The sequence below is a fragment of the Labilithrix luteola genome, assembly GCF_001263205.1.
GTDB lineage: Bacteria > Myxococcota_A > Polyangia > Polyangiales > Polyangiaceae > Labilithrix > Labilithrix luteola.
Map to the genome: position 1 here is coordinate 2,498,479 of NZ_CP012333.1, position 26,021 is coordinate 2,524,499.

26 protein-coding genes are annotated in these 26,021 nt (G+C 65.2%); 10 read left to right on the forward strand and 16 right to left on the reverse strand.

Annotation, left to right across the window (positions count from 1 at the left end; translation table 11 throughout):
• The first annotated feature begins 20 nt into the window (after window positions 1-20).
• Entirely contained in the window at window positions 21-536 is a 516-nt protein-coding gene (locus tag AKJ09_RS11435) for a DUF3592 domain-containing protein (RefSeq protein WP_146647228.1), read from the forward strand.
• Window positions 537-565: 29 nt separating this feature from the next.
• Here the strand turns inward: AKJ09_RS11435 and AKJ09_RS11440 are convergent, their stop codons facing one another.
• Entirely contained in the window at window positions 566-1,042 is a 477-nt protein-coding gene (locus tag AKJ09_RS11440) for a VOC family protein (RefSeq protein ID WP_146647229.1), read from the reverse strand.
• A 54-nt stretch (window positions 1,043-1,096) separates the two neighbouring features.
• Between AKJ09_RS11440 and AKJ09_RS11445 the strand changes: the two genes are divergently transcribed.
• Window positions 1,097-1,924 (forward strand): helix-turn-helix domain-containing protein, encoded by an 828-nt coding sequence (locus tag AKJ09_RS11445; protein WP_169927456.1) that lies wholly within the window; start codon window positions 1,097-1,099, stop codon window positions 1,922-1,924.
• A 134-nt stretch (window positions 1,925-2,058) separates the two neighbouring features.
• Window positions 2,059-2,880, forward strand: a complete 822-nt coding sequence (locus AKJ09_RS11450) for an OmpA family protein (RefSeq protein ID WP_146647231.1) — start codon at window positions 2,059-2,061, stop codon at window positions 2,878-2,880.
• 3 nt (window positions 2,881-2,883) lie between these two features.
• On the opposite strand, the gene AKJ09_RS11455 is transcribed toward AKJ09_RS11450, so the two are convergent.
• The 3 genes from AKJ09_RS11455 to AKJ09_RS11465 form a co-directional block, all read right to left on the reverse strand.
• Window positions 2,884-5,433 (reverse strand): efflux RND transporter permease subunit, encoded by a 2,550-nt coding sequence (locus tag AKJ09_RS11455; RefSeq protein ID WP_146647232.1) that lies wholly within the window; start codon window positions 5,431-5,433, stop codon window positions 2,884-2,886.
• Between the two features lie 186 nt (window positions 5,434-5,619).
• Window positions 5,620-6,522: a hypothetical protein gene (locus AKJ09_RS11460; RefSeq protein WP_146647233.1), complete on the reverse strand. Its 903-nt coding sequence runs from the start codon at window positions 6,520-6,522 to the stop codon at window positions 5,620-5,622.
• A 78-nt stretch (window positions 6,523-6,600) separates the two neighbouring features.
• Window positions 6,601-7,413 carry a purine nucleoside phosphorylase YfiH/LACC1 family protein gene (locus AKJ09_RS11465; RefSeq protein WP_146647234.1) on the reverse strand — a complete coding sequence of 271 codons (813 nt, stop codon included), beginning with the start codon at window positions 7,411-7,413 and terminating at the stop codon, window positions 6,601-6,603.
• Window positions 7,414-7,535: 122 nt separating this feature from the next.
• Between AKJ09_RS11465 and AKJ09_RS11470 the strand changes: the two genes are divergently transcribed.
• Window positions 7,536-8,684, forward strand: coding sequence for a serine/threonine protein kinase (locus tag AKJ09_RS11470; RefSeq protein WP_146647235.1), 1,149 nt, complete (start codon window positions 7,536-7,538; stop codon window positions 8,682-8,684).
• A gap of 396 nt (window positions 8,685-9,080) precedes the next feature.
• Here AKJ09_RS11470 and AKJ09_RS11475 read toward each other — a convergent pair whose 3' ends face one another.
• Entirely contained in the window at window positions 9,081-9,662 is a 582-nt protein-coding gene (locus tag AKJ09_RS11475) for a hypothetical protein (protein ID WP_146647236.1), read from the reverse strand.
• A gap of 56 nt (window positions 9,663-9,718) precedes the next feature.
• A complete protein-coding gene (locus AKJ09_RS11480) occupies window positions 9,719-10,366 on the reverse strand; it encodes a uracil-DNA glycosylase family protein (RefSeq protein WP_146647237.1) in 648 nt (215 codons plus the stop codon).
• Between the two features lie 127 nt (window positions 10,367-10,493).
• Here AKJ09_RS11480 and glyQ point away from each other — a divergent pair, with 127 nt between their 5' ends.
• From glyQ to AKJ09_RS11495, 3 genes are all read left to right on the forward strand, one after another.
• The gene (glyQ, locus tag AKJ09_RS11485; RefSeq protein WP_146647238.1) at window positions 10,494-11,435 is read left to right on the forward strand and encodes a glycine--tRNA ligase subunit alpha; all 942 of its coding nucleotides are present in this window, start codon (window positions 10,494-10,496) and stop codon (window positions 11,433-11,435) included.
• Between the two features lie 62 nt (window positions 11,436-11,497).
• Window positions 11,498-12,253, forward strand: a complete 756-nt coding sequence (locus AKJ09_RS11490) for an NRDE family protein (protein WP_146647239.1) — start codon at window positions 11,498-11,500, stop codon at window positions 12,251-12,253.
• Between the two features lie 9 nt (window positions 12,254-12,262).
• Window positions 12,263-12,604 carry a hypothetical protein gene (locus AKJ09_RS11495; protein ID WP_146647240.1) on the forward strand — a complete coding sequence of 114 codons (342 nt, stop codon included), beginning with the start codon at window positions 12,263-12,265 and terminating at the stop codon, window positions 12,602-12,604.
• Window positions 12,605-12,608: 4 nt separating this feature from the next.
• Here AKJ09_RS11495 and AKJ09_RS11500 read toward each other — a convergent pair whose 3' ends face one another.
• Together AKJ09_RS11500 and AKJ09_RS11505 are read right to left on the reverse strand one after the other, a co-directional pair.
• Window positions 12,609-12,929 (reverse strand): hypothetical protein, encoded by a 321-nt coding sequence (locus tag AKJ09_RS11500; protein ID WP_146647241.1) that lies wholly within the window; start codon window positions 12,927-12,929, stop codon window positions 12,609-12,611.
• The gene (locus tag AKJ09_RS11505) at window positions 12,926-13,126 is read right to left on the reverse strand and encodes a hypothetical protein (RefSeq protein ID WP_146647242.1); all 201 of its coding nucleotides are present in this window, start codon (window positions 13,124-13,126) and stop codon (window positions 12,926-12,928) included. Before AKJ09_RS11505 ends, AKJ09_RS11500 begins: the two co-directional genes overlap by 4 nt.
• A 263-nt stretch (window positions 13,127-13,389) precedes the next feature.
• Between AKJ09_RS11505 and AKJ09_RS11510 the strand changes: the two genes are divergently transcribed.
• The 3 genes from AKJ09_RS11510 to AKJ09_RS11520 all read left to right on the forward strand — a co-directional run bounded on the left by AKJ09_RS11510 (window position 13,390) and on the right by AKJ09_RS11520 (window position 16,846).
• Entirely contained in the window at window positions 13,390-14,118 is a 729-nt protein-coding gene (locus tag AKJ09_RS11510; protein ID WP_240488441.1) for a tetratricopeptide repeat protein, read from the forward strand.
• Window positions 14,119-14,401: 283 nt separating this feature from the next.
• A complete protein-coding gene (locus AKJ09_RS11515) occupies window positions 14,402-15,772 on the forward strand; it encodes a protein-disulfide reductase DsbD family protein (protein WP_146647243.1) in 1,371 nt (456 codons plus the stop codon).
• Between the two features lie 84 nt (window positions 15,773-15,856).
• A complete protein-coding gene (locus tag AKJ09_RS11520) occupies window positions 15,857-16,846 on the forward strand; it encodes a hypothetical protein (protein WP_146647244.1) in 990 nt (329 codons plus the stop codon).
• 15 nt (window positions 16,847-16,861) lie between these two features.
• Here AKJ09_RS11520 and AKJ09_RS11525 read toward each other — a convergent pair whose 3' ends face one another.
• From AKJ09_RS11525 to AKJ09_RS11560, 8 genes are all read right to left on the reverse strand, one after another.
• Window positions 16,862-18,682, reverse strand: a complete 1,821-nt coding sequence (locus tag AKJ09_RS11525) for an IgGFc-binding protein (protein WP_146647245.1) — start codon at window positions 18,680-18,682, stop codon at window positions 16,862-16,864.
• Window positions 18,679-20,070: an RCC1 domain-containing protein gene (locus AKJ09_RS11530; RefSeq protein WP_146647246.1), complete on the reverse strand. Its 1,392-nt coding sequence runs from the start codon at window positions 20,068-20,070 to the stop codon at window positions 18,679-18,681. Before AKJ09_RS11530 ends, AKJ09_RS11525 begins: the two co-directional genes overlap by 4 nt.
• Window positions 20,070-21,299: a beta propeller repeat protein gene (locus tag AKJ09_RS11535; RefSeq protein WP_146647247.1), complete on the reverse strand. Its 1,230-nt coding sequence runs from the start codon at window positions 21,297-21,299 to the stop codon at window positions 20,070-20,072. The genes AKJ09_RS11530 and AKJ09_RS11535 overlap by 1 nt, the downstream gene beginning before the upstream one ends.
• Window positions 21,296-22,513 carry a beta propeller repeat protein gene (locus AKJ09_RS11540; protein ID WP_146647248.1) on the reverse strand — a complete coding sequence of 406 codons (1,218 nt, stop codon included), beginning with the start codon at window positions 22,511-22,513 and terminating at the stop codon, window positions 21,296-21,298. Before AKJ09_RS11540 ends, AKJ09_RS11535 begins: the two co-directional genes overlap by 4 nt.
• Window positions 22,514-22,518: 5 nt before the next feature.
• A complete protein-coding gene (locus AKJ09_RS11545; protein WP_146647249.1) occupies window positions 22,519-23,073 on the reverse strand; it encodes a hypothetical protein in 555 nt (184 codons plus the stop codon).
• Between the two features lie 625 nt (window positions 23,074-23,698).
• Window positions 23,699-24,406, reverse strand: coding sequence for a tetratricopeptide repeat protein (locus AKJ09_RS11550; RefSeq protein WP_146647250.1), 708 nt, complete (start codon window positions 24,404-24,406; stop codon window positions 23,699-23,701).
• Complete coding sequence (locus AKJ09_RS11555) at window positions 24,403-24,942, reverse strand: RNA polymerase sigma factor (RefSeq protein WP_146647251.1); 540 nt, start codon at window positions 24,940-24,942, stop codon at window positions 24,403-24,405. The genes AKJ09_RS11550 and AKJ09_RS11555 overlap by 4 nt, the downstream gene beginning before the upstream one ends.
• 156 nt (window positions 24,943-25,098) lie before the next feature.
• Complete coding sequence (locus AKJ09_RS11560) at window positions 25,099-26,013, reverse strand: hypothetical protein (protein WP_146647252.1); 915 nt, start codon at window positions 26,011-26,013, stop codon at window positions 25,099-25,101.
• Window positions 26,014-26,021 lie beyond the last annotated feature (8 nt).

The following is a 26,021-nucleotide window of genomic DNA, read 5'->3' on the forward strand; positions in this document are numbered from 1 at the left end:
GCGTGCTATGATTCCGGGCCATGTCCGACCGAGTCGTCTTCGGTATCCTTGGGGCGGTTCTCATCGGCCTCGGCGTGACGTTCTTCATCTACGAAGGCCTAACGATTCGTCGTCACTACCGGGCTCCCGAGTGGCCGGTCACCTCCGGGACGATAACGTACTCGTCTTTCGAAAAGAGCTCCTGGCTCGTCGGCCTTTACTCGGAGAGCTCGGCGAGGGTCGAATACGACTATTCCGTCGATGGAACGAAGTACGCCAACAACGTGATTTCGTTCCTCGCCGATGACGTGACGGACACCGCGAACGAGAGCCATGCCCTTGGACAGGCAATGGCGTACAGCGCATTTCGCCGTGTCACCGTCCATTACGATCCAGCGGCCCCTGGCACGAGCTGTTTGATCACGTCGGGACCACTTCGGCTGGGCAGCACCATCCTGACGTTCGTCGTCGGCTTGCTGTTCCTTGCGCTGGGACTGCTATGCGCAATCTTCGGCGTGAAAAAGAAGGAGAGCGCCGAAGCGGCTCCAGCGATTTGAATCGCCTCGGCGGTCGATGAATCAGACGCTCAGTCCTTCTTGGGAATCGACGCCATCCAATCGTCCATGCGCTTCTGGACTTCGGCGTCGCTCAGATCTTCGCGCTGCGTGGCGATCGCCCAGCGATGGCCCCACGGGCAGATCACCGCGCCGTAGCGCTGACCCGAGAACACGTTGTCGAGCGGCGAGGCGACGGTTGCGCCTGCTTCGACAGCGCGCTTGAAGACGGCGTCGGCGTCCGGACAGTAGAACATCAGCGACGAAGAGATGCCGCCGACCTGCTTCGGCGACTTGAATCCCCACTCGGGCATCGCATCGGTGAGCATCACGATCGAGTCGCCGATGCGGATCTCGGCATGGAAGATCTTCCCGCCGCCTGCAAAGCGGCGAAGCTCTTCGGCGCCGAAAGCGCGACGGTAGAACTCGATGGCTTCGGCGGCTCCCTCGACCGTGATCGCAGGGGTCAGGCTATGAAAACCAGGGGGAATCGGCTTCACGTTGCTCATGCGCGGCATGATGAAGCCGGCCCCGAACGCGGTATTGTAAGAACCCGACACGCCATGCGCCCCGCAACCACGAGCAAACGAGGGATCCTCAATCCCAAGGCCGGCGAGCTCCACTTCGAGCTCTCGCGGCACGCTCCCTCCGAAGATCTCGACTTCTTCGTCGAGCGCTACTGGATCGTGCGCTGGGACCTTCGCGGACGGCCGCCGTACGTCTCGCAGACGTTGCCGCATCCATCGGTCAACGTCGTCTGCGAGAACGGCGACACGCGCGCGTGGGGCGTCCACAACGCTCGCTTCCATCGCACGCTCGAAGGCAAGGGGTCGGTCTTCGGGATCAAGTTCCGACCGGGTGCGTTCCAACCATTCATTCGAATGTCGGCCTCCGATCTCACCGGTCGCAACGTAGGTCTCGATGAGCTCTTCGGCATCGACGGCAAGGCGCTTGCCAAGCAGGTACTTCGAACGACCGAGGTGGTCAGACAAATTGCCATCGTCGAAGCGATGTTGCGCGAGCGTCTCCCACCGAAGGACTCCAACGTCACCTTGATCGGTCGCGTCCTTCATTTGCTTCTCGAAGAGACGCACCTCCAGCGCGTCGAAGAAGTGTGCGAACGACTCGGTGTGAGCGAGCGCACGCTGCAGCGTCTTTTCAGGCGTTACGTGGGCGTGAGTCCGAAATGGGTCATCCAACGAATTCGCGTGCACGAAGCTGCGGAACGACTTTCGCAAGGTCGAAGCGGAGACTGGGCGCAGCTCGCGGTGGAACTCGGATACTTCGATCAAGCGCACTTCATTCACGACTTCAAAGCACTCGTGGGTAAGTCTCCCGCCGAGTACGCCGCCGCGTGCGCCGCGTACTTGCAAGCTTCGCGCGCATCGTGATCGCGAACGCGATCGCGTTCGAGCGCGATCGGATCTTTGCAGCCGAGCCTCGCGCAGAGTGACTGCGTCGGTCGATGTACGACGCAAATGCGCGTGTGACGTGAGCGTCAGATCCGTGCATTCTCTCTCGCGCCATGTCCAAGTACGCCATCCTCGTGTCACTGCTGGCGGCGAGCACCCTCGGCGCGGGTGCCTTCGCGTGGCAAACCAAGAAGACGGTCGACTCGCGCGACCACGACGTCCAATCCCTCGAAGCGCAAGTCTCCGAGCTCACCAAAGCTCGCGACGCCGAACGCGACGCGAAAGACAAGGCGAGCGCCGAGTCGACCGCGGCGCTCACCGCATCGCGTGCCGAGCTCGACGAGCTTCGCGCCGAACATCAGGAGGCAGAGAAACGTCTCGAGGCGTTCAAGGCTCTCACCGAGAAGTTCCGCAAGATGATCGACAGCGGCAAGCTCGAGGTCGCCCTCCGCCATGGCCGCATGGTGGTGAAGTTGCCGGCCGGCGTTCTCTTCGCGTCGGGTAGCGCAGATCTCTCGAAGGAAGGCAAAGATGCCCTCAAGGAGGTCACCGGCATTCTTCGTCACATCTCCGACCGACGCTTCATGGTCGCCGGCCATACCGACAACGTTCCGGTTGGCACGCCGTCGCCGTTCAAGAACAACCTCGACCTCTCCACGTCACGCGCGCTCATCGTGGCGCAGCACATGATCGCGTCGGGGATGCCGCCCGCGAGGCTCGTTGCGGCCGGTTACAGCGAGTACGAGCCCGTGCGCGAGAACTCGAACGAGGCCGGTCGGAAAGAGAACCGGCGTATCGAGATCGTACTGATGCCGCACGTCACCGAGCTGCCGGCCATGCCGGGTGACAAGGCCGACGCCGGTGCCCCCGTAGCGAAGACCGACGCGCCGAAGGCCGACGCCGACGCGGGCACGACGACCACCGCGAAGAAGTAGGCCTCACTCCGCGCCGTCACGCGAAGGCGGAGGCTCCGCCTCGCGTGCGGCGAGCGCGTGATAGATGGCCGAAGGCACGCTCGCGAGATCGCCGCGGCTCTCCTTCCAGTAGCGCTTTCCGCGCTCGAGAATGGCCATCAACGCCGGCAGGAAGAAGATGCACACCGCCATGTTGATGGCGATACCGAGAATCGCGACGGCGCCGAACATGCGAAGGCCCGGATGCGAAGCGATCACCATGCAACCGAAGCCGAAGAGGGTGGTGAGACCTGCGCCGAAGGTTGCGCGCGCCGTATGACCGAGCGCGTCGCCGAGCGGTTCTCCCGCACTCACGCGCGAGACGAGATGCGCGCCGCCGTCTTCGCCCATGCCTAGCAAGGCAGGCAGCAAGATGACGTTGAGGTAGTTGAACTCGAGCCCGAAGAGCCCGAGGAATCCGGCCAAGAGCGGGATGGTGACGACCGCCGGAAAGATCGTCAGCATCGCTCGGCCGAAGCTCCCCATGAAGATCCAGAGCACGACGAGCTGCTGGAGGAACGCGAGGAGGAAGATGAGCGGGAGCTCCTGCTCCATGCTCGTGAGGATGTCGGAGAGAACGAGCGCCTCGCCCTTCGCGTGGATCTCGCGGCCATCCGGGAGCTTCAGGTGGCGCACCTCTTCGGCCATGCGCTGCGCGGTGCGTCCGTCGCTGAGGCTCACCGAGGGGTAAACGAGCACGAAGTCGGCAAGCTCGTTGGTTCGCACGCTCCGGAACTGGCGACGCACCTCTTCGGGGAGATCGCCGAGGCCGAAGGGCACCGTGCTCGCCATGCGCACGAGCTCGTCCTTCTGCCTGATCTGCTCCTCGGTCATCTTGTCTTCGCGAAGGCGCCCGGCGATCTCGGCGACCTGCTCCATGATCGCCCTCTTCGCCTGCTGGGCCTTCGGAACGAGGTCGGTCGGCGCGACAACCCGATCGATCGACGAGAGCTTTCCGAGGTTCTTCGCTCGCTCGCGGAGATCGGCGGCCGTTGCCTCCGCATCGTCGGCGCTCTTCGCCAGCACGACGAGCGGCGTCTGCGAGCGCCCGATGAGCTTGTTGACCTCGCGATCGAGCCTGAAGCTCGGAAGGTTCGCTTCGTCGAGCGCGGCGAAGTCGTAGTTGAAATGCACGCCGCGGATGCGACCGAACGAGACGATCAGGATGACCGTCATCACCGCGAAGATCGCCGGTGCGAGCCGGATCATCGGCTTGGCAATCTTGAGCGGCGGCGCCTCGGGCACGGGCTTCGGCGTGAAGAGGCGCGCGCCGAGCCCGAGCATCACGGGCAGTACGGTGAGGTAGCCGAGCAGCGTGAAGAACATGCCGCTCGCGGCGAGCACGCCGAACTCGCGGAACGCCTTGAAGTCCGCGATGAGAAGGCAGAGGAAGGCGCCCACGTTCGTGAGCGTCGCCGCCATCGAGGCTCGGCCCGCTTCACCGAACGCCGTGCGCACGGCCTCCTCCGCCGGCATGCCGGCCGCACGCATTTCGTCGTAGCGCCCGAGAAGGTGAATGCCGTTGTCGATGGCGATGCCGAGCAGAATGGCGCCGATGAACGAGGTGATGATGTTCAGCGAGCCGATCGTCAGCGCGGCCATGCCGTAGGTCGCCGCCAGCGTGAAGGCCAGCGGCACGAGAACCAGCACCACCGCCGCGAGACGCCGGAAGTGCAGCGCCACGTACGCGAGCACGAGCGCGAAGGCGATGGCCGAAGCGACCTCCAGATCGCGCGAAAGCGTGGCCGCGAGGTCGACGCGCTTTTTGTAGCGGCCGGAGAGTTCGACGGAGAATCCCTCGCCATAGGCCGACTTGTCGACGTCGGCGAGAACGTGCTCCACGTCGGCGACGATCTCTTTCGCGAACGAAAGATCCGACGCGAGCTTCATGGGCTTCACGAGGAGCGCGAGGCGCGTGCCCGTCTCGTCGAGGTAGTACTCGGCTTCTTCCTTGCCTCGCTTGGCGTCGCTGTCGAGAGCGAGCCGCGCGCGATATTTCTCTTCGAGATCCGTGAAGCTCACGGGCGGAGCTTCTTCTTCGTCGTCGAGCAGCGAGCCCGTCGCGCGCGAGACCTCCCAGTCACGTCGCTCCGTGATTCGGTCGCGAACGCTCTCGAGATCTCCTTGATCGAGGTAGTAGAGCGCGTGATCGCGGAAGAACGAGACGGGCCGCTTGTAATCGACGTAGCGAACGTTCTTCAGCGCGGCGAGCTTCGGAGCCACATCCTCCGCGAAGCGGATCACCGTCTGCTTGTCTTTGCCGTGAACGACGACCGAGACGTAGCCGACGCCGCCGAACTCCTTGGTCAGATCACGAACGTCGCGAACGCTCTCGAAGGTGTCGGGCAGGAGCGACGTGAGATCCGTGTCGATTCGCAGCGAGCGTGCCGACAATGCAAACGCGAGCGTGAGGCCAACGAGGACCGCAGCGACAGCTGGAGCATGGCGGAAACAGAAGCTCGACAGGGCTCCGAGCCACACTTCGATCCGGCCGCCGATGCGGGCGAGGAACGTTGACGCTTTTCCTTCGGCCATGCGTCGGACCTCCAGCGGACATCACGCCGCGCCCACACGCGGTGCAGTGAGTGCGATGTGCGAACACGTGGAAGCGTTGCTCCCATCCCGCGCGCTCGCGCCTCGTAACATCGCAATTTTCCGGCCGTGATCAGCATGCGATCCCGCGTCTGTGGACCGCGTCGAAAGATGCCGCAGCGTGGCGTTCTACTTCGTCGCGAAGCCGACGTTGTCGATGCGCCAGCCGAAGTCCGTTGCAGCTCGCGACGCGTCAGGATCCACCGTCGACGAAGTCACGCCGGATGCGAACGAGAAGCGAACGCGCGTCTTCGCGGAGACGGCCGTGGAAGGCAGCTCGAGCGAGACCTTCGTGGTGCTCGGCTGACTTCCGACGAAGCCCTGCTTTCCATTCACGCCGAACGAGCTCGGCTGCGTGCATTGATAGCCCCCGGGACGCGACGGATTGATCGCCACCATGCCCGGATATGTTCCCTTCGCGAGCTGCCACGACGCGCCATCGTCGCCCGAGACCTCGACGACGCCACCATCACGCGTGGTCGCGTTGATGTCGGCGAAGGCATACGCGTGCTCGAAGACGAGCGAGACGGATTGCCCCGTGCAAGCCGACAAGTCGATCGACGGAGAGGCAAGGAAGCCTCGCTGGCACTGCGCGTAGTTCTTCGTGAGCTCGGTGCCGAAGCACACGCCCGACGCGCACTTCGTTCCGGCCGAAGCGATCCCGAGCGCCCACGGGTCGTAGGGCCACGCGGGCGGCGGAGCAACCCCATCGGAGATGCCGTGGGTCCACCCCTGAGCTCCGCTCTCGAAGTCGAACATGATCGCGGCGAGGGCCTTGGCGCAGGGCGAATCGGGGTTGGAGCTGGCGTCCTTGTCGTTCTTCGAAGCGTCGGCCTTCGCGTCGGGTTCGCCAGGTCCTGCCTCGACGGGCTTGGCCGACGTCGCCGCATCGACCGCGCGGCCGGCGTCGAAGTCCTCACCGTCGGTCGCGTCGGTCGCCCCCTCGGCGCAACCTACAGCCAGAACGCCCAGAACCAACGAGCCCGAAACGAGCGGGCCCAAAACGAGAAGCGAGCCACCGAGAAAGCGCATCCGTTCGAAACTATGGGCCACGGTGCCGCGCCATGCACCTCTCATTCGTGCCTCGAAGGCACGTGCCATCGAAACGTTTCAGCGCGGGACGATGACCCCGAGCTGCCGTCCGCTCGCGTCGCCGTCGCGGCGGTACGAGTAGAAGCTCGTCGCGTTGCACACGGTGCACGACTCGCTGCCCTTGCCGGGGACGTCGTCGATCGACGCGTCGGCGAGCCCAGCCGTGACGAGCTGGATGCGAATGGACCGGCGCAAGTCGACCCATGCCTTCTGGCGCTCGACCTCGCGACGCACCACGACGGCGTTCGACGAAACGCCCACGATCTTGGCGCACACGTCGTCGCCGACTTCGAAGCAGCACGAGCCGATGCAGGGGCCAATCGCGGCCACGAAGCCGCTCGCTTTGCCCGCGCCGTTCGCGCTCACCAGCCGCTCGATCGCCGCCGGAACGACGCCCGCGACGACGCCCGGCCATCCTGCATGGATGGCGGCGACTCGTCCGGTCGAGGGATCGGCGACCAACACGGGGCCGCAATCGGCCACGCGTGCTGCGACGGCGAAGCCCGACGAAGGCTCGGCAACGACGGCATCGGCTTCGACGGCAAGCATGCCTTCGACGTTTCCATCGGCGACGACGACCTCACGACCGTGAACCTGACGCGCGTGATGGAGCTTCGATCCCACGAAGCCCACGGCCTCGCCGAGGCGGCGCTCGTTCTCGCGGCGAAGCTCCGGCGTGCGCAGAATCGCGAAATCGAGAGTGTCGAACGGAGGCTCACTCACGCCCCCGGCACGCGTCGTGAATCCGTGCTTGAACCCGAGGGCCGAGAGCTGGCGAGAACGCAGCAGACGCAGCAAACTCGTCGCGCGAAGGCCTGCACCTCGATCCATGGCCCGTATCGATAGCGCAAGCCTTCGGATGGTGCCGGCAAATTGCCGCCACGCTGCCGCCTTGCTGCCGATTGACGACAGCTCCCACGGGCCCTTCGGGTCGTGATATCCCTTAGCGGAGAATGGCGCGGCAGCAGGATCCGTTCATCGGCCGTGACATCTTGAACGGCCAGTTCCAGATCCTGCAGAAGATCGGATCGGGCGGGATGGGTGCGGTCTACAAGGCCCTCCAGCCCGCCATGAACCGGATGGTGGCGGTCAAGATCCTCCATCCGAAGCTCGCCAACCGCAAGGACCTCGTCTCGCGCTTCCGTCGCGAGGCGCGGGCGATGAGCCACCTCACCCACCCCAACACGGTGAAGGTGTACCTCTATGGCGAGCTCGAAGACGGCTCGCTCTACATCGTGATGGAGTTCCTCGAGGGCAAGAACCTGAATCAAACGGTTCGTGCCGAAGGCCCCATGCCGCTCGAGCGAGGCCTGCCGATCCTGATCCAGGTCTGCAACGCGCTCGAAGAGGCGCATCGCGCCGGCATCATCCATCGCGACCTCAAGCCCGAGAACATCTTCCTCAGCCAGCAAGGCGGGATGCGCGACTACCCGAAGGTCCTCGACTTCGGGCTCGCGAAGGTGACCGAGCGCGAGATGCGCCCCGGTTCGATCATCCTCACGCAAGAGGGCATGGTCTTCGGAACGCCGGAGTTCATGAGCCCCGAGCAGGCGCAGGGCAAGACGCTCACGCCTGCGAGCGACATCTATTCACTCGCCGTGATCCTCTACGAGGTGCTCACGGGCAAGCTGCCCTTCGATGCGAAAAATCCGATGGAGTACATCCAGCTCCACGTGATGACGAAGCCGAGGCCGATCAACGAGCGCGTGCCGGGCAAGACGTTCCCGCCGCTGCTCTGGACCGTGCTCGATCGCGCGCTCGCGAAGAAGCTGGAAGATCGGTACACATCGGCCGCCGAGTTCGCGCACGCACTACAGGCCGTTCTCAACGGAGCGACGGTGGTGCCGCCTTTCGGAGGAGCGCCGATGCGCGCGCCGCTGCCGTCCGCGCAGGCGATCCCCACGCCCCTCGCCCAGCCAGCGTTGGCGCGAGCGAATCCGAACGCCGCTCCGGTTCCGCCGCCCCCCCATTCGACGCCCCTTCCGCGCGTCGGAACCAATTCGGGAAAGCCGCCGATTGCGCTGCTCGTCGGTGTCGCGGCGGCCTTCCTGGTCGTGGGCGCCGTGCTGGCGGCAGTGATCATGAAGCTCGTGATGAAGTGAGGGCTTCGTCCCTCGCTCCGGCTTCTTCGCTGCCCAGGATCGCCCCCAACCGGCTCTTCGACTTCCGCGCCTAACCGGGCGTGCGCCCCTGCGGTTCGCACGACGCGCCATCCCCTCCGCTCAAACCTCGATTGCCCCCATATTCGCGGGCGAATCAGGGAGAAATGCGAGGCCGCGGCACGTTCTCAGACGTGCTCAAACGGGTTTGGGCATACTCACCGGGATAGGGATCAGCTGCGACACCCTGTCGCGGACGCCACTGATTCTTCTCGGCCCCCCTAATTTTGTGCACGGGCTGTGCCGAAGAGGGCAAACTATCCCGTTTCGCCCAGTAATTTTGGGGGCTTGGAGGGATCGGCGATGCACCGAAGGCCGCCGCCCGCTCCGATGCCGCACTCAGGGGCGGCGTCGCGCAGGCCCCAGGTCGAAGAGCCGCTTCGTGGCGAGGAAGCGTTTTGCAAAGGACCGAATCCTTGCAAGTTGCAACGGATCGAAGAAGGCCGGCGCTCCCGTGCGCGTGTAGCTCATGACGTTGTCGGGAACGGGGCTGTGCGGATTGCCGAAGAAGTGGCCTAGCTCGTGCGCGAGCACGCCCGACGGCGCCTCGGCCGAGAGCACGATGTAGCGCTTTTTCCCGGGTGAACTGGTCCAGCACACGCCCTTTCGCATGCGTCCTGGTTCATCGACGTCTTCGAGGGACCGAACGAGGAACACGTCGATGACGTCGTCGTCGGTGAGCGAGGCGAAGGCATCGCGATCGTCACGCGTTCGCACGTCGGCGCGCGTCTTCGCGAGCGGCTTCTGCAGCGTCCACCGGAAGCGAACACCCGCCGACTCGTAGAGTGCGTTGGCCACCCGAATCTGCTCGTCGATCCACGCGTCGTCACGGACCGGAGCTCCGTCCGGCGCGACGATCGAGATAGCCAAACCGAACGTGACGACGTCGCTCTCGGAGGCCTCCGAAGCTGTAGCAATCATGAGCAGTGTGGCAAAAATGCTCAAAACGACCGCCCATCCAACCGGTCGCGCAGATCTCACGGGTGCAGCACGGCGCGCATCGCGGGATGGCGCTGAACGAGGCCGAGGGCCTTGGCGAGCAACGTCTTCCCCGGTTCGATGCGGGGCCAGGGGGAGGCACCACTCGGATGGGGGAGCGGAACGACGTCGACGTCCACCCCATGCCACTGGGTCTTCATCTTCGTGCCCACGATGGCATCGAGCTTCTTGCCGGCGACCTGCTCACCGAGCACCTCGGTGATGGCGAGCGTGCCGACCGCCAGGACGAGCTCGGGCTGGAGCACTTCGACCTCGCGCTGCAGGAACGGGCGACACCGCGCGATCTCTTCGGCGTCGGGCTTCCGATCGCCGCCCCCATTCGCCTTGCCGGGAAAGCATCGCGCGACAGCAGCCATGTAGATGCGCGCACGGAAGTCTTCTTCGACGAGGCCCATGGTCTCTTCGAACCAACGAAACATCGTCTTGCCGGCCGTCCACGCGAACGGCTTGCCGAAGCCGCCCTCGCGCGGGCCCGGCGCCTGCCCGACGAGGAAGACCTTCGAGAAGACGGGCGGCCCATGCACGACCGGCCCGATCATCTTCGGGCAAGCGCGGCAGGCATCGAGCTCTGCATGGACTTGCCGAAGCCTCCGTTCAGGGTCGGCAGGTCGAGAGGCGCGCGGCATCCGGCGTGGCTTAGCACGGCGGGGTCGAAAGGACGTTACGCGGGAAATGCGGGCAAACGCGGGCGGAAAGTGCTCTTCGTGGCCTGCGTTCATGCAAGGCGCTGGACGTGGTAGCTAAGAAACCAGCATGTACTTCCAGGAGATCATCCTCTCGCTGCAGCAGTTCTGGGTTAAGCGCGGCTGCCTCCTCGTGCAGCCGTACAACTCCGAGGTCGGCGCGGGTACGTACAACCCGCAGACCTTCCTGCGAGCGATTGGTCCCGAGCCCTGGAACGTCGCCTTCGTCGAGCCTTCGCGCCGCCCGGCCGACGGTCGCTACGGCGACAACCCGAACCGAGCGCAACAGTTCCATCAGTTTCAGGTCATCCTGAAGCCGTCGCCGCTCGACATCCAGGACCAGTACCTCGAGTCGCTCCTCGCCATCGGCACCAAGCCCGAGCTGCATGACGTGCGCTTCGTCGAGGACGACTGGGAGTCGCCCACGCTCGGCGCCTGGGGTCTCGGCTGGCAGGTGTGGATCGATGGGCTCGAGATCAGCCAATTCACCTACTTCCAGCAGGTCGGCGGCATCGACTGCCGCCCGGTCTCCGGCGAGCTCACCTACGGCCTCGAGCGCATCGCCATGTACCTGCAAGACGCGCCGACGATGTACGACGTCGCTTGGGCGCCCGGCGTCACCTACGGCGAGATCTACAGGCGCGCCGAGGTGGAGTGGTCGACGTACAACTTCGAGCAGGCCGACGTGCCCGCGCACTTCGCGGCGTTCGATCACTACGAGAAGGAAGCCAAGCGCCTCCTCGCCCTCTCCGACGATCCGCTGAAGAAGCTCGTCTTGCCGGCCTACGACTTCGTCGTGAAGGCGGCCCACCAGTTCAACGTGCTCGACGCGCGCGGCGCCATCGGCGTGACCGAGCGCGCGCGCTTCATCGGTCGCGTTCGTGGTCTCGCCAAGGGCGTGGCCGAGTCGTACCTCGCGCAGCGTGAGGCCATGGGCTTCCCGCTGCTCAAGGGCGCGCAGGCTCCGGCCATCATCACGCCCGGCGCCCACGCTCCCGCCGTCTCTCCCTGAGCTCGGCGCCGAAACGCTCGAGCTCGCCCGACAACGCTAGACCGACGTAGGCTGATTGCGAGATGTGCACGCTCTTCGTCGTCGCGGGGGTCGTTCCCGGTTACCCGCTGGTCGTCGTCGCGAACCGTGACGAACGGCTTGGGCGTCCTGCGTCGCCACCGCGAATCTGGCCGGGCGGCTTCCTCGCGCCTCGCGATGAGGTCGCGCATGGCACGTGGCTCGGGGTGAACCCGCACGGCGTGTTCGTGGGCATCACGAATCGTTATCTCGGCCCGCAAGACACCTCGCGCGTGTCGCGCGGTGCGATCGTCGCCGAGGCTCTCGCGGAACCTTCGGCGCAGGCCATCCACGCGAAGATGGCAAAGGTCCGCGCGCGAACGCACAACGGCTTCCACCTCGTTTACGCCGACGGACGTGACGTCCTCGCCACCATCTCCGACGGCGAGCACATCGCGCGGCTGAGCCTCGGCAACGGTCTGCACGCCGTCACCGAACGCAGCTTCGGCGCAGGCGACGACAGCGCGCGCGTGAAACGCGTCTTCGCGGCCTGGTCACGTCTCGCACGCATTCCCCTGGCCGGTGACAAGACGCCGTTCGACGTCGACGCGCTGGGCGGCGTTCTCGCCGAGCACGATCCGAACGACCGCCTGGGCTCGACGTGCATTCATCTCGAGGGCATCGACTACGGCACGCGCAGCGGGATGGTGCTGGCCCTCGGCGACGATCCCTCGAAAAACAAGATGCTCTGGGCCGAGGGGCCGCCGTGTACGACGCCGTTCGTGCCCGTCGCCGTTCCTGAGATCCGCAAAACGGGATAGATCTCGAGCGTGCGCTCGCTCTTCGTCACGGGGTTGCTCTTCTCGACGTTCACCCTGGCGTGCCTCGCTTGCGGCTCGTCGAAACCGAAGGACACGCGCTTTCCGGCGCGCGAGCCCGGCTGCGACGTGCAGGTGTTCCCCGAGGCGCCTACCGTTCCGACCGAGAACATCGGCACGGTGTCGGCGATCTGCAGCGACGACATCTCGACTCAGGATTGCTTGCGCACGCTCAAAGACGAGGCGTGCAAGCTCGGAGCGGACGTCGTGTGGGGTGTTTCCGACGAGCCCGCTCACTCCGATACGAAGAAGAAGCTCGCGGGCCGCGCGGCCCACACGAAAGCCGCCAAGTAGCGCGCTACTCGAGGCACTTGATGACGGCCTCCGAAGAGGTGGCCTTCATCGCGCAGGCGAGCTCGGCCGCCTGAACCTCGGACGTGCAGTTCTTGAACGCGTCGTCGCCCTTGGCCTCGCTACGCTCTCGCGCGCGCTCGGCGGCGATGGTCTCGGGCCCGGCGTCGGCGAAGCGCTCTTTGACGACGAGCTCGGCGAACTTGTCGAGCAGCTGATCGCACTCCTGCGGCGATGCCTTTTGCCGGCATGCCGCGAAGGCGGGCAGTGACGTCACGAGGAGGAAGATGAGTACGGCCCGGCCCCCCGTGGCGCTTGCTCGCTTCATCGTAGGCACTTGTCGATCTGTTCGGCGTTCTCGGCGCGCTTCACGCAGGAGATCATGCTGTCGGTCACGCGCTTTCCGATGCACTTGTCGATGTCTTCTTTCATCGACGCCCGCATTTCGTCGCGCCGCTTGGCGACGACGCCCGGGTCGGTCACGCCGAGCGCCTTGAGCTGCACTTCGACGTTCTTGTCGACCACGATCTCGCAGTCCTCTCGGGTCGCCTTCCGTCCGCAACCGGCCAAAAAGGCCGATACAGCGAGCAGCCCGAGCAATGCTGGTAGCCTGACGAGCCTGGAAGGAGGGGGGAGGCGGCGCATACGCAGGCAACGCGTAGCACGACCGAGCGGGCGACCCCAAGCCCTCAGGCTCACATACACCTCCACCTACTCCTGCCACCCCGCGATCGGTAAACGCGAGCTGGTTTTGGCCGGGAAAAAGCGTGAGTGCTACAATCGATGACGTGCCAGCCAAGGAAGTGGCTGCAGAAGACTGCCTGCGATTGGCGATGGCCGCCAAGACCGCTCGCTCGCGCGGTATCTACGCTCGCCGCGGTCTCTCGTCGCGCGCAACGCTCGACCGCACGACGCACGCGATGCTGCTCCGGCAGCTCTACCTCTCGCTCTACGAAGGGCGTCGCTTCGGTCAGGCGCACTCCGTGGCGCTGCAGGCTCTCGAGCTCGACGTCCTCGCCGACGTCCTGAATCAAGACGCGGCACGCGCGGCCCTCGCCAATGGGGATCTCGAGGCTGCGCTTGCTCACCTGCGCGCGGCGGCCCGTCGGGGGCCCGCGTCACGGCGTCCGTTCCACCTCTGGACCCTCGGGGGAACGCTCTTTCTCGCGCAGCGCTATGACGAAGCTGCGGCTGCGCTACGCCGCGCCGCGCGATGGGGAACGAGCGACAAGCCGCTCTACCGCGCGCATCTCGCGCTCGCGCGCATCGCCGCGGGCGAGAGGGTCGACGACCTCCAGGAAACCATCACCGCGCTGGCCGAAGCGCCGTGCGGACAGGGCTACGGCCGCTTCATTCTCGGCCACCTCGCCTATGCAGCCGGCGAATGGCACGCCGCCAAGCGTTACCTCGAGGCCTTTCTCAAGCGCACGAGCGCGTCGCGTCCGGCGCTAGGGATCGCCCTCGAGGGGGAAGTGCGGATGGCGCGCGCCACGCTCGCGAAGATCTCTGCGAACTAAGCGCGGCGACGGCCACGTCCAAAGCATCAGAGCAGAGTACGAGCCCGTCTGGACGGCGGTTGATCCATCGGGTCAAAAGTAGGACCCCGTTCGCCAGATCGCGCCGAGATCGATCTCAACCATGGAAAACCTTCATAAACGCCAGCGTTGACCGACATTCAACGTGTGTGTCGCGAAACCAATCCAGGTTTCGTTGCGTAGGTCCCACGCTTGCTAGCATCCGCCCCGAATGGAGCGCTAGAACACCCCTGAGGACTCGCTGCGCAGTTTCCGAGGAGGCACCGTGAATCGTCGCTTTCGTCAGACCCTGTTTTTCATCGCCCTACTCATGCTGGTGCCCGCGCTGGCGTGGGCGGGTGACGGGTCCGAGACCGGCAAGTTCGAAGAGATCCTGAAGACGCATGGCGCCTTCGTGGCCGTTCTTACGTCCTTCGGTTTCGGATTCGTCGCGAGCCTCACGCCGTGCGTCTACCCGATGGTCCCCATCACGGTGTCGATCTTCGGCGCGACCGAAGCGAAGTCCCGCCTTCGCGGCGCGGCCCTCTCGGCCACGTTCGTCCTCGGCATCGCTGCGCTCTTCACGCCGATGGGCGTCGCCTCCGCGCTCTCTGGCAAGCTGATGGGCTCGGCGCTCTCGAACGCCTTCGTCGTCAGCGGCCTCGCGCTCCTCTTCATCGCGCTCGCCGCGTCGATGTTCGGAGCCTTCGAGCTCGCCCTCCCCTCGGGCCTCACCAACCGGCTCTCGAGCGTCGGCGGCGTCGGCTTCAAGGGCGCGTTCGTCATGGGCCTCGTGATGGGTCTCATCGCGGCGCCCTGCACCGGCCCCTTCCTCACCGGCATGGTGACGGTCATCGCGACCACCAAGAACGTGGCGCTCGGCTCGGCCGCGCTCTTCTCGTTCTCCCTCGGTCTCGGCGTCCTCTTCTTCGTCGCCGGCGCGTTCGCGGTGAACCTGCCCAAGGGCGGCGCCTGGATGATGGGCATCAAGTGGGTCAGCGGCGTCGGCCTCGCGTACATGGCCTTCTCGTACCTGCGTGACCGCTTCGAGCCCGTCCGTAACCTCGTCGCGCACCCGAGCTACGCGTTCGGCGGCATCGCCTTCGCGCTCCTCCTCGTCGGCACCGTGCTCGGCACGATCCACGTCATCGCCGAGCGCCGCAAGTCGCCCATCGCGCACCTCTCGAAGCCGATGAAGCTCGCCTCGATCGTCCCCGCCGTCCTCGGCGCAGCGATGTTCATCAGCTGGCTTCCCCTCCCCCACGGCGAAGCGGCGGACGCGCCGGAGATCACCTGGCTCACGAACGAAGAGGAAGGCCGCGCAAAGGCCGTTGCCGAAGGCAAGCCGGTCCTCATCGACTTCGGCGCCGCGTGGTGCACGGCCTGCAAGGAGCTCGAGCACAACACGTTCCCCCACCCGAGCGTTCGCTCGGAGGCCGCGCGCTTCATCGCGATTCACATCGACGCGACGGACGACGAGGCGCCGGACACCAAGCGCCTCCAGGACAAGTACAAGGTCGTCGGGCTCCCGACCGTCGTGCTCCTCGACAAGAACGGCAACGAAGTTTCGCGCTTCAACGAGTTCGTCGGACCGGAGAAGTTCCTCGAGGCCCTGAAGAAGGTCCCGGCGAGCGGCACCACGGTCGGAATGAACTGACCTCTCGGGCGACCGAGACCGGCGAAGAGGCCTCCGTGACGACGTCACGGGGGTCTTTTCGTTTTTCGGGGCATACTCTTCGACATGGCTTATCGCTTTCTTTCGGGTCTTCTTGCCGGAGCGGTGCTGCTCGCCGCGTGCTCGTCGTCGGACGACGACGCGAACGCATCGCTGGTGCTCGGCGTCCAGGACGAGATGGTCGCTGGCGCGATCGGCGCAGTGCACGTCGTGGCGACCGTCGACGGCGAGTCGGCGGTGGACGCGACCGTGTCGGGCGCCGCGGGCACGGCTGACGCCCTTCCGAAAGAGTTCAATCTGAAGGGACGTTCGGGAGCGCGCGCCGACGTCCGCGTCGACGCTTATGCCATTGGACAGGATCCCAAGACGGCGCCCCCGGCCATCACTCGCACCGCGAGCACCGGCCTCGTGGCCGGAACGCCGACGCTGCTTCGCATCCAGCTCGATCCTCGATGCATGGCGGGAGGTGGGCTCGGTGCAGTGCCCGTCTGCGCGGCCGACCAATCGTGCGTGGCCGGCGCCTGCGCGCCGAACCTCGTGCCGTTCGATCAGCTCGAAGACTACGACACTGGTTGGGCAGCTGCGCCTCCGGACATCTGCCGTCCGGCACGCCATGGCGCGCCCGAGGTCATCACGGGAACGGGCCAGACCGACTACGCGACGCTCACCGACGGACAGACACTCTCGCTGGAGAAGGGCCCGCAAGGCGGTCATCACGTCTGGATTGCGTTGCGGATGAAGAACCTGCGCCAAACCGGTTCGCGCACCTTCATCACTGCAAAGCTCGTCGACGATTCGAGCGCTCCTCCGGCCCCTGCCGGCTACGTGTTCACGTTCGAGCGTGACGAAGGTGCATACTGCAAACTTTGGGGACTCCGCTACCAGCTCGACAGCGGCGCGGCGAACCTCGGCGAGGACTACAAGCGCTTCCTCGGCCGTCAGCTGGAAGTGACAGTCGAAGTGGCCGACTCCACCGGGGCCAAGGCCTCCTCGACACGCACCATCCAGATTGCCAATCAGATTCTCTGGCCCGACGGGACGACCAGTTGCCAGTGATAGGCCACACCACTCTCAGCGAATCGGCACGACGACCTCGTTGAGAGGCCGGACGCCGGTGCCAACCGGATAACCGTAGCTGGCGCAGAGGCCCATTCCCCAGACGGTGATGGTGAAGGGGCCGTCGCTCTTCGCCTCGTGACGACCAGCCTTGCACTCCCCCAAGGGCGTCTTGGTGGGAGCGAAATTCGTCGTCAAATCGAACCACGCGTATTCGTATTCGCCGGAGGTGCCAAGCGGCTGAAAATCGCTAATTTCACCCGCGCAGTCGAGCTCCACGGGAGAGAAATGATCGCCGTTCTTCTTGCGGACGATGCTCAGCGTCGAGAGTGGATACGTGTAGTCGACGAAGAACACGTAGTGGTCGAGGAACTGCTTCGCCGGAACCAGATTCACGTAGTCCGGATCGCCGACGCCGAAGACGATGCCCGCCCCGTTGAAGTCGTGCGGGTGGTCGACGTCGCCGTTGTACCGCGCGCCCGTCATGTAAACGGCTGCATAGAACGGGTGCGCGTCGTCCTGGCTACGCACCGTGAGAGGAACGTCGGATTTGAAAGACACCGACTCACCGGCCGCGAGCGTCTCCGGCGCATTCCTCGGTCTCGTGGGCTCGTAGGTGAGCAGCGTGCCGTCGGCAGCACCGATCACGCTGTAGAACACGGCCTCACCTGGCAATCGTGGCTTGTAGGGCACGAGGGCGTATTCGTTCCCCCATGAGGCGACGGGCGGGATCTGCTGTTGACTCGCGTCGCAATACCCATTCCCTGCCGGGAAATTCGTGCAATCGGAGCCACCGAACAGGCCGACGGGCTTGTTCGATTCGAGCGGGCTGCCGTTCGCCTTCTCCAAGAACTGCTGTGTGAGCTGCAGGACTTGGCCGCGCGACAACTTCCAGGCGCCGACCTGGGACGCCGGAGCTCCCGCATCGAGTCCTCCCGGATTGATGGTCACCTTCGGCTGCAAACGAACTTCGGTATCGTCTTCGTTCGCGACGATCTGGAGAAAGCGCGGACCTCCCTGGAACCTCGCATCGTCAAACCGTACTTCCGGGTTCTCGGGCATGGCTGCAAGGTAGTTCGTCCCCCATGACGAGGTCGGCAGCAGCAGCGTCGCGGTCGGCGTGTAGGAATCCGCGCCGCCATACGGGAAGATCGAATAGGCGCTGACCGGCGCGTCCGTCGTGAGGTGGAACGCACGCGTGATGTTCGTCCGATGAACGATCGGGTCCCCCAAGAACGCGGTCTCCACCCCCTCGGGACACGCATACCCGTCGTATCGCCTCGAAAGAAAGACGAGAGCAACTTTGCCTGGCGGCAGAGCACCTTCGACTTTCGAATACGAGAACGCGCCGGGACTCGTCTCGTCGACGAAATAGATGCTCTTGGAGATATCGAGCGGCTCGCCGCCGAGCTCACCTCGAATCGTCACCGGTCGTGGCCACGTGTTCGCGATCATCGCTACGAAGCAGGCGCCACCATTGTCGTCGTCAGGCGGTAATGCGTAGAAGGAGCAGCCGAGCGAGCCCTTCGACAACTCGGCACTCGCACACGCCTCCACGCACGCCCCGTTGCCGCAACCGAAGTCGTCTCCACACCGCTCGACGACCGTCTCGCTGCCCTCGCAACCGGAGAGCACGGTTCGCAAGTCGCGTGAGCATCGTCGTGCACCGCACGTCCCATCGGGTTGCGCGGCGTCCATCGGAGCGATGACGGAGGCGTCCGCGACGGTGTCGAAGGCGCGGTCACTGCTCGAGCCGCAGGCGATGACCGTCAGAAGCGTCGCTCCTCCCAGTGCCATCGACGCGCCGATTCGTGACACCGTGAATCGCGAGCTCATCGAAATTTCACCTTCGTGGGCTTCGGGTGCGAAACGTCGTCTTTCGTTCCCTGCCCGAGTTCTCCGAAGGCGTTGCTCCCCCAGCACTCGACGGAGCCATCGGTCAAGAGGATGCACGCCGTCGAGGCGCTCGTGGCAACTTGGGCAGCCACGCCATCGAGCGGCACATGGACGAGTACGTCTTGCTTCGTCCTCATGCTCCCGTCGGGCGGTTCGGTGCCCATCTGACCGCGATTGCCTTCCCCGCAGCAATGAACCTTTCCGTTCGTCGAGCGGATGCACGTCAAGAATTGCGACGCCGCAACCTGGCTCGGAATCGACTCGTCCGGAATCGACAATTCGACGGGATTCGGCTCGGTATCCGGAATGCCCGTGCAGAGCGTGCTTTGCGAATTGTCGCCCCAGCAATAGAATTTGCCGTTGGCGACGGCGCACGCCTGACCGTAAACGATACTGGCCGGCCACCTCGTCCAAACCGCAAAATCGGTCACGCCGGAGAGGGACGTCGCGAGCTCGGGATACGGATCGGCGGACACGCTCGAAGCTCGCCCAGCAATCGCGCTGATGGCTCCCCAGCTGAGGAGCCGAGCATCGGACGTCAGGGCAAATCCCGCGGTCTCGGCGAACACCACGCGCTCGACCTTCGATGCATCGAGATGCGTCGGAGCAGGGCCTGCGACCGCGACGGTCGTGTCGCGCGAGAGCTGCCGGTATTGATTTCCGCCCCAGCACTCGACATGGCCTCCGACGAACGCGCAGCCGTTGAAACGGGCCACCTCGAGACGCTCTGCGACGCCCGAGAGGTCGACCGGCGTTGGCGTGGGATGCGCGTCGTAGTCCGTCCTCGTCGGGCCCGCGGAGAGACCGAGCTGCCCCCAGTCGTTGACCCCCCAGCAAAGGACCTTGCCTGCGCCATCGAGCACGCACGTCGTCCAGCCGCCGGCACGGATCTCCTTCGCATCCGAGATGCCGAGGAGTGGTTCGAGCGCGAAATCGGGATCCGGCGTGGCAGCATCCCTGGCGCTCGCATCACCAGCATCGAGATCTCGCGCTGTCTGTCCGATCGCTCCTCGCGTCGCATCTCCCCAGCAGCGCGCGGTACCGTCACTCATACGGGCGCAGAAGTGCCGCTCGCCGGCCGTGAGCTCGAGAGCACATGGCGTCGTCGCGCAGGTGACAGTGACATCCGATGCGTCGATCGGTCGCGCGCCCGCGTCGACGATCGGTCCGCCTTCGGGCGGAAGCGACGCCTCGGCGAGCGCAGAGCCGTCGGACAACGCCGGGGCGACGAAAGGCAAGCGCTCTGTGACCGCGTCACAAGCGACCGCACTCGCGCCGACGAGGCCAGTCATCGCTCCGAACATCGTCCAACGTTGGATGCGTTTCATCACTGGCCCCTTGTTTCGGCCGCATGATGCACGGCGAGATTGTCACCGACCGCCCAGAGCTCACCTGCTGTGGTTCCCCACACGGCGTGGAACGTCTTCGTATTGGGGGAGCCATTCGTCGACACACTGGCTTGTTCGAGCTTTTGGCCGTCCCAGTGGCGCAAGAATCCCATGTCACCGGCTATCCAGAGATCCTCGTCGCCGGTTCCCCAGATGGACAGGAGCCGTGGATACGGAATCGTGGCGTTCGAGAAGATCGTCCAGTCGACGGCGCCGAGGTCGTTCGACGCGGGCGCATGCCAGAACCCGTTCACGGCATCGGTGCCCAATTCGACGACCCACCACGACGTGCTGAACGAGATCGCCGCGCGAATCGCTCCCGTGAAGGACCCGAAGGGTACCGGCGGTCGATACACGGATAGCCAATCGACGGCTCCAGCGTCCGACGGTCCACGACGGAAAAGCTCTCCGCGGTGATTGCTGAGCCCCGGACTTCCAATCGCCCCCGTGAGCCAGACGTCATTTTCGCCCGATCCCCAGACACGCCAGAAGCACATCCCGTTGTCGCCGATCGGGTCCGCCGTCCAAACGGGATTGTCGCCGTCGAGCTCTCCTCCGAAGTGGACGACGCGGCCCGTACGGTCGATGCCGAAGATGTCCTCCCACCCGCCGACCGCCCAGACGTTCGTCGGACTCGATCCCCAGATCGAGCGGATCGGCGCGGTCTGATTGCCCGGCGTCGAGATCGGGGTCCAGGTGAGCGCCGCCGACGATGTCCCGTGACCGTGGAAGAGACCGGAAGCGCCACCAACCCAGATGTCGGTCGGGCTCGCGCCCCAGACTGCGTAGAGCGCTCCGTCGAGGCTCGCGTTGACCGACCACGCGGCACCATCCCAGCGAAGGATCTTGCCCTGTTCGGAGACCGACCAAACGATGCCCGTTCCGTCGCCCCACACGTCCGAGAGGACCTGGCCGCTCGGAATCACGGTCTGGCAGAATCCCTGTTTGGAACAGGAGGGAATCGCCGCATCCGCATCTGCGTCGTTCGTATTTCCGGCATCCGCCCGAGCTGCATCGGGCGTCTCGACGGGACGGGCATCGGGACTCGTCGCCGGCGAAGCGTCCGCAGCGTCCACTTCGGGCATCGACGCGTCGTCACTGCAAGCGACCGCGAACACGAGGATGCCCGTCGATACCGAACCGATCCCCCACGAAAGTTTGCGCCTCATCGGTCCTTCTTTCCTTCGTAGTGAAGGACGACGCCTTCGCCGACGGTCCACACATCATGGGGTCCGGAGCCCCAGACTCCGTAGAGGGACGGAATTTCACCGCGAGGCCAGAGGACGGGCGCCCGCGTCCATACCTTGCCGTCGTAGTGGAGCACCGTTCCACGGTCTCCGACGATCCAGGCATCATCAGGCGCCACAGCCCAGACAGCATTGAGATCTTCGGTGACCGGACTATCGACGATCGTCCAGCTGTGCTGACCTGGACCAAAGTGCCGGATTGCGCCGCCCGCTCCCACGGCCCAGACATCGTCTTTTCCAGTTCCGTGAATACCTTTCAGGCCCGTGTTTAGTTTGGTATTGACCTCGATCCACGTCGGTGCTCCGCCACCGGGATTCGACGTGAGATGGAGCGAGCCGCCGCCTTCACCGCCGGGTCCCCACACGCCGTACGGAGCGCGATCGATGAGTGCCCAGAGATCGGTCGAGCTCGTTCCCCAGAGTCCACGCACCGTCGATTGCGAGGCCGTGGGCTCCACCCCCACCCAGTCGATGCCCCCGTCGACGTCCTCGCGGCGCCAGAGATTCCACATCCCGTGCATCACGCCTTCGTCGTAGTCATAGTCGTAGATGAAGTCGCCGCCGATGATCACGTCCGCGGGTGACGTTCCCCAGGCCGCGCGCGCCCGACGAGACCAACCTCGATAGCGCTCTCCTCCGACGCGTGGTGTCCAGGTGGCGGTCCCGTTCGAGAATCCATCGGAATGCCGAACGTACGAGACGTGCCCGAGCGCATAGACGTCATTGGAACCGGTCCCGTAAATGGCCATGAACGTCTCGCTCGTGCCCGAAGGCGTGCTCGTCCACGCGCTGCCGTCCCAGTGGACGATCGTGCCCATTGCTCCAGCGGCCCAGACGTCGTTCGCACTCGAGCCCCAGATCGAGGTCAGCGCATACCGAGGATCGACCGCGCCGATGACAACGCAGAACGCACCGTCGTCGCACGTCGCAGTGCAGCCGCCATCGCAGCTGGCGTCGTCCGGCGTGGCGGTGTCAGAGGTCGTTCCCGCGTCACTCGCTTCGCTCGAGGCATCCGCGATGACCGTGTCCGACGGCGCCGGAGCCTGCGCGGATTCTTCGGCCGCCGCGCAGCTGATGGCCAGCACCACCTGCGGCACGACGAGAGCTCCGAGGAGACGAACACGTGAATGGTTCATCGGATTCATTTGGTCTCCCCGGCATCGCATTCCGTCATCAGGCATTGGCCATCGATGCAAGGCTGGCCTGCGGCGGTATCACAACGATTCCCGCATGCGCCGCAGTGCGCGGGGTGGTTCGCCAAGTTGGTCTCGCACCCCCAGGTGTCCGTGCAATCGCCCCAGCCGACTTCACACTCGAACTGGCAGATTCCCTTCTTGCATGTCCCGACTTGTTTGGGGCCTACCACGCACCGACTTCCGCAACCGCCGCAATTGTTCACGTCGCTGAGCGGATCGATGCAGGCGTCGCCGCAGAGGAGGAGCCCCTCGGGACATGACGTAGGCACTGCTGGCGGGGGCACGACGCACGAGCCGTTCTCGCAGGTCTCGTTGGCCTTGCAGGCGTGTCCACAGGCCCCGCAATTCTGGGCGTCGTCGAGACCGATGATGGTCTCGCAACCATCCGAGGCGCAGGCGAGCCCGAGGTCCTTGTTGCAGTCCGCCACCTCGACGTACGAGCACTTGAGGTGCCCGCACTGGCCATTGCCACAGCCGAAGTGCGCATACTGGAGCTCCACCCGCAGGCGTCCTCCGACGTGTCGCAGGCAGCTCCGCAGGCCCCACAATTGAAGTCGTCGTTCGCGAGGTCGACGCACGCGCCGTTGCACTCGCTCTTTCCCGGCGGACAGCCGCATTTGCCCTCATGGCAATTCTGCCCAGCAGGACAGACCTTTCCGCAGGCGCCGCAATTGAAGCGATCGGTCGCTACGTCGGTCTCGCAGCCGTCATCGACGATGCCATTGCAGTCTTTGATGGAGCCACCGGCCGGGCTGCACGAAAATTCGCACTTACCGGCGACACAACGTGACGTCAGTTTGAGTTGCGGATACGTCGGGCACTGAACGTCGCACGCTCCGCAATGCAATGAGTCCGACGAGAGATTCGTCTGGCATTTGTACTTGTCGAACTCGCACGTCGCATACGTCGAGGGGCACGTCGTGGCGATACACAGTTTGGCGCCCGCGGCGTCCCCAACGGCGCTAGCGTCACCGGCGTCCTCCGACGTGAACGAGGGTGCTGGCTCGGCATCCGGCGTGGCGTTGTCGGAGGGCTGGCCCAAGTCGAGATTCGTCGCACACGACGGTGTCACCAACCCGAGTGCGGCCATAGCGAAGGCGCAGGCTTGCCATGCCGTATTCCGATTCATCGTCCGTTCTCCGTCGCGAGCATCGTCCGAACGCGCGCGGCGAGCGGGCTGGTCGGGTAGGACTTCAGGAACTCTGCGCCCAGTTTTTCGGCCTTGTCGCGCTGTCCGGCGGCGATGAGCGCCTGGACCCGAAGGGCCATCGCCTCCGGCACGAGACGGCCTTCGCGAAAGCGCACGCGGTGAGCGTCGAGGAGGCGTACTGCGGCCGCGGCATCTCCTGCTTCGAGGGTTCGTTTCGCGCGATCGAGACCGGCCAGCTCCGCGGCGAGCTCTTCGGCCTCGTCCACGACGCGCGGCGGCGCGCTCTTCGTATTCGGATTGGCACTCGGCGCGGACGACGGAAGCGCATTCACCGAGAGCGACGGAATCTCCGCGAACGCCGAGTCGGCCGGCGAAGGGGGCAGAGCTTCGGGAGCTGCCGTCGCGACGATCGGCGCGGAGGGCGTCGAGTCGGCCATTTGCGACGTATGCATGGAACGCATGGCAACCAACGAAAGGATGCCAATCGCGAATCCGCACGACAGTATGCCGGCGACCTTCCGAGGCGTGATTCGTCGGACCGCTGACGCCGGCGATGCCGCTTCCGCAACGGCCGCCAGCGTGCTCGCGTGGACATGGTCGGGAACTCGGTACGAGCGCGCAGCGCGAAGCAGGTCCGCTTCGGCTTTGGTCGCGCCGTCTTCGAGAAGGCGACGTTCCCTCATTTCTCATCCTCCGTTGGGAGACCGTTCTTGAGTTGGTAGCGGCGAACGCGCGCACGAAAATCCTCGCGCGCACGTCGCAAGCGGGAACTCACGGTTCCCTGCGGAACGTCGAGCATGGAGGCGATCTCGGCCACCTCGAGCTCTTCGATTTCGAAAAGAACGAAGACCGCTCGAAGATCGAGCGACATGTCTTCGAGGATCCGGTCGAGCGCGGCGAGGGCTCGCCGGTCGGAGGCGAGCTCGTCGGGCGTCGGCGAAGGATCCCTGCGTTCGAGAAGCTCCTCGTCGAGGACCTCGCGGCGGCGTCCGAGCGAACGACGGCTCTTCGAGGCGACGCGCAAGGCTACCGCCACGAGGAAGCTTCGTTCCCGCCCCGGCTCGATGCGTTCGAGCTTCCGGGTCGCGGTGACGAACACCACCTGCACGGCGTCTTCGACATCGTGCTCCGGCACGCCGAGGTGACGCAGGTAACGCCCGATGAAGTGGATGTGATCATCCACCAACTGCTGCGCCGTGCGCGTGGTTGCGCGAGGCATGGCGTTCGTCGTCGTGCGGAGAAGGGACGTGAGTTGCAAAGCGGGGCTCCGCGCTGTCAGGCGCGCGGAGGGAATCCCCGGGTCGTCACGTCACGATCACAAAAACTTCAGGACGCAAAGCTCGACCGTATGGCACGATCGCGCCCTCACAGCCCTTCACGGATTGAAGACTTCATCGGCGGGCTTGGGCGGCGGCGAGGCGGGCTTCTCCGGCTTCTCGGACTTCTCCGGCTTGTCCGCCTTCTCCGAAGAGGGCTTCGAGGGCTTCTTGCCCGAGCTCTTGGAGGACTTGGGCTCCTCCTTCTTCGCCTCCTCTTTCGCCTCGCTCGCTGGCGGTGCGGGCGACGGCAGGGGCCTCGTCTGCTTCTTTCCGCTCTTGTCGCGCGGGGTCTGGTTTCCCTCGAGCGCGTTACTCAGGTCGTCGAGGAACTCCTCGGCGTCGTCCGCGTCGCCCCTTGCCTTGCTGGCCATCGAGCGGAGCTCGGAGATCGAAGCCGATAGTTCGCGACGGATCTCGCGGTGCTTTTCGGTCTTCTTTTCGTCCGCCTTGTCGGCCCCGCGGTTTTCGAACTCGCGATCGGCCTCCTTCTTGAGCCCCTCGCCCTGCTTGGCCATCTCTTCGAGGCGGTCGCGCAGCGAGCGCAAACGGCGAGCGCGGTCCGTCTCCTGACGGGCCGTCTCGAGCGCCGCGCCGAAGAGCCCGCCGTCGTTCGAGGTGGATACCTTCGTCAGGCGTGGTCCGGAGAGATCGAGCTTCGCGCCGCCGCCTCCGAGCTTCTTGATGCGGTCGCGCGTGGCGTCGAGCAGCGAGCTGTCCGACGTGGTGGGCGTCATCGCGAGCGAGTTGATGAGCGGACGGCGCGTGTCCTTCTTCTCATCGCCACGCTTCGACGCCGCGACCTGCTGCTGGTGCACGCTGTCGAAGTAGCTGTCGTAGCGCGAGTCGCCCGACGCATAGTGTTGACCGTGGGAAACCTTCGAGGAGCCGAAGAACCCTTCGCACGCCGGCAAAGCCGTGCACGAGAGCAGCGCAACGAAGACGAGGGATGCCGGCGAAAGGCGCGCTTTCACGCTCCCGA

Bases quoted from the DNA above. Each gene is read 5' to 3' on its own strand.
- AKJ09_RS11435 (WP_146647228.1), top strand. From the start codon at position 21: ATGTCCGACCGAGTCGTCTTCGGTATCCTTGGGGCGGTTCTCATCGGC.
- AKJ09_RS11440 (WP_146647229.1), bottom strand. From the start codon at position 1,042: ATGAGCAACGTGAAGCCGATTCCCCCTGGTTTTCATAGCCTGACCCCT.
- AKJ09_RS11445 (WP_169927456.1), top strand. From the start codon at position 1,097: ATGCGCCCCGCAACCACGAGCAAACGAGGGATCCTCAATCCCAAGGCC.
- AKJ09_RS11450 (WP_146647231.1), top strand. From the start codon at position 2,059: ATGTCCAAGTACGCCATCCTCGTGTCACTGCTGGCGGCGAGCACCCTC.
- AKJ09_RS11455 (WP_146647232.1), bottom strand. From the start codon at position 5,433: ATGGCCGAAGGAAAAGCGTCAACGTTCCTCGCCCGCATCGGCGGCCGG.
- AKJ09_RS11460 (WP_146647233.1), bottom strand. From the start codon at position 6,522: ATGCGCTTTCTCGGTGGCTCGCTTCTCGTTTTGGGCCCGCTCGTTTCG.
- AKJ09_RS11465 (WP_146647234.1), bottom strand. From the start codon at position 7,413: ATGGATCGAGGTGCAGGCCTTCGCGCGACGAGTTTGCTGCGTCTGCTG.
- AKJ09_RS11470 (WP_146647235.1), top strand. From the start codon at position 7,536: ATGGCGCGGCAGCAGGATCCGTTCATCGGCCGTGACATCTTGAACGGC.
- AKJ09_RS11475 (WP_146647236.1), bottom strand. From the start codon at position 9,662: ATGATTGCTACAGCTTCGGAGGCCTCCGAGAGCGACGTCGTCACGTTC.
- AKJ09_RS11480 (WP_146647237.1), bottom strand. From the start codon at position 10,366: ATGCCGCGCGCCTCTCGACCTGCCGACCCTGAACGGAGGCTTCGGCAA.
- glyQ (WP_146647238.1), top strand. From the start codon at position 10,494: ATGTACTTCCAGGAGATCATCCTCTCGCTGCAGCAGTTCTGGGTTAAG.
- AKJ09_RS11490 (WP_146647239.1), top strand. From the start codon at position 11,498: ATGTGCACGCTCTTCGTCGTCGCGGGGGTCGTTCCCGGTTACCCGCTG.
- AKJ09_RS11500 (WP_146647241.1), bottom strand. From the start codon at position 12,929: ATGAAGCGAGCAAGCGCCACGGGGGGCCGGGCCGTACTCATCTTCCTC.
- AKJ09_RS11520 (WP_146647244.1), top strand. From the start codon at position 15,857: ATGGCTTATCGCTTTCTTTCGGGTCTTCTTGCCGGAGCGGTGCTGCTC.
- AKJ09_RS11525 (WP_146647245.1), bottom strand. From the start codon at position 18,682: ATGAGCTCGCGATTCACGGTGTCACGAATCGGCGCGTCGATGGCACTG.
- AKJ09_RS11530 (WP_146647246.1), bottom strand. From the start codon at position 20,070: ATGAAACGCATCCAACGTTGGACGATGTTCGGAGCGATGACTGGCCTC.
- AKJ09_RS11535 (WP_146647247.1), bottom strand. From the start codon at position 21,299: ATGAGGCGCAAACTTTCGTGGGGGATCGGTTCGGTATCGACGGGCATC.
- AKJ09_RS11540 (WP_146647248.1), bottom strand. From the start codon at position 22,513: ATGAACCATTCACGTGTTCGTCTCCTCGGAGCTCTCGTCGTGCCGCAG.
- AKJ09_RS11550 (WP_146647250.1), bottom strand. From the start codon at position 24,406: ATGAGGGAACGTCGCCTTCTCGAAGACGGCGCGACCAAAGCCGAAGCG.
- AKJ09_RS11555 (WP_146647251.1), bottom strand. From the start codon at position 24,942: ATGCCTCGCGCAACCACGCGCACGGCGCAGCAGTTGGTGGATGATCAC.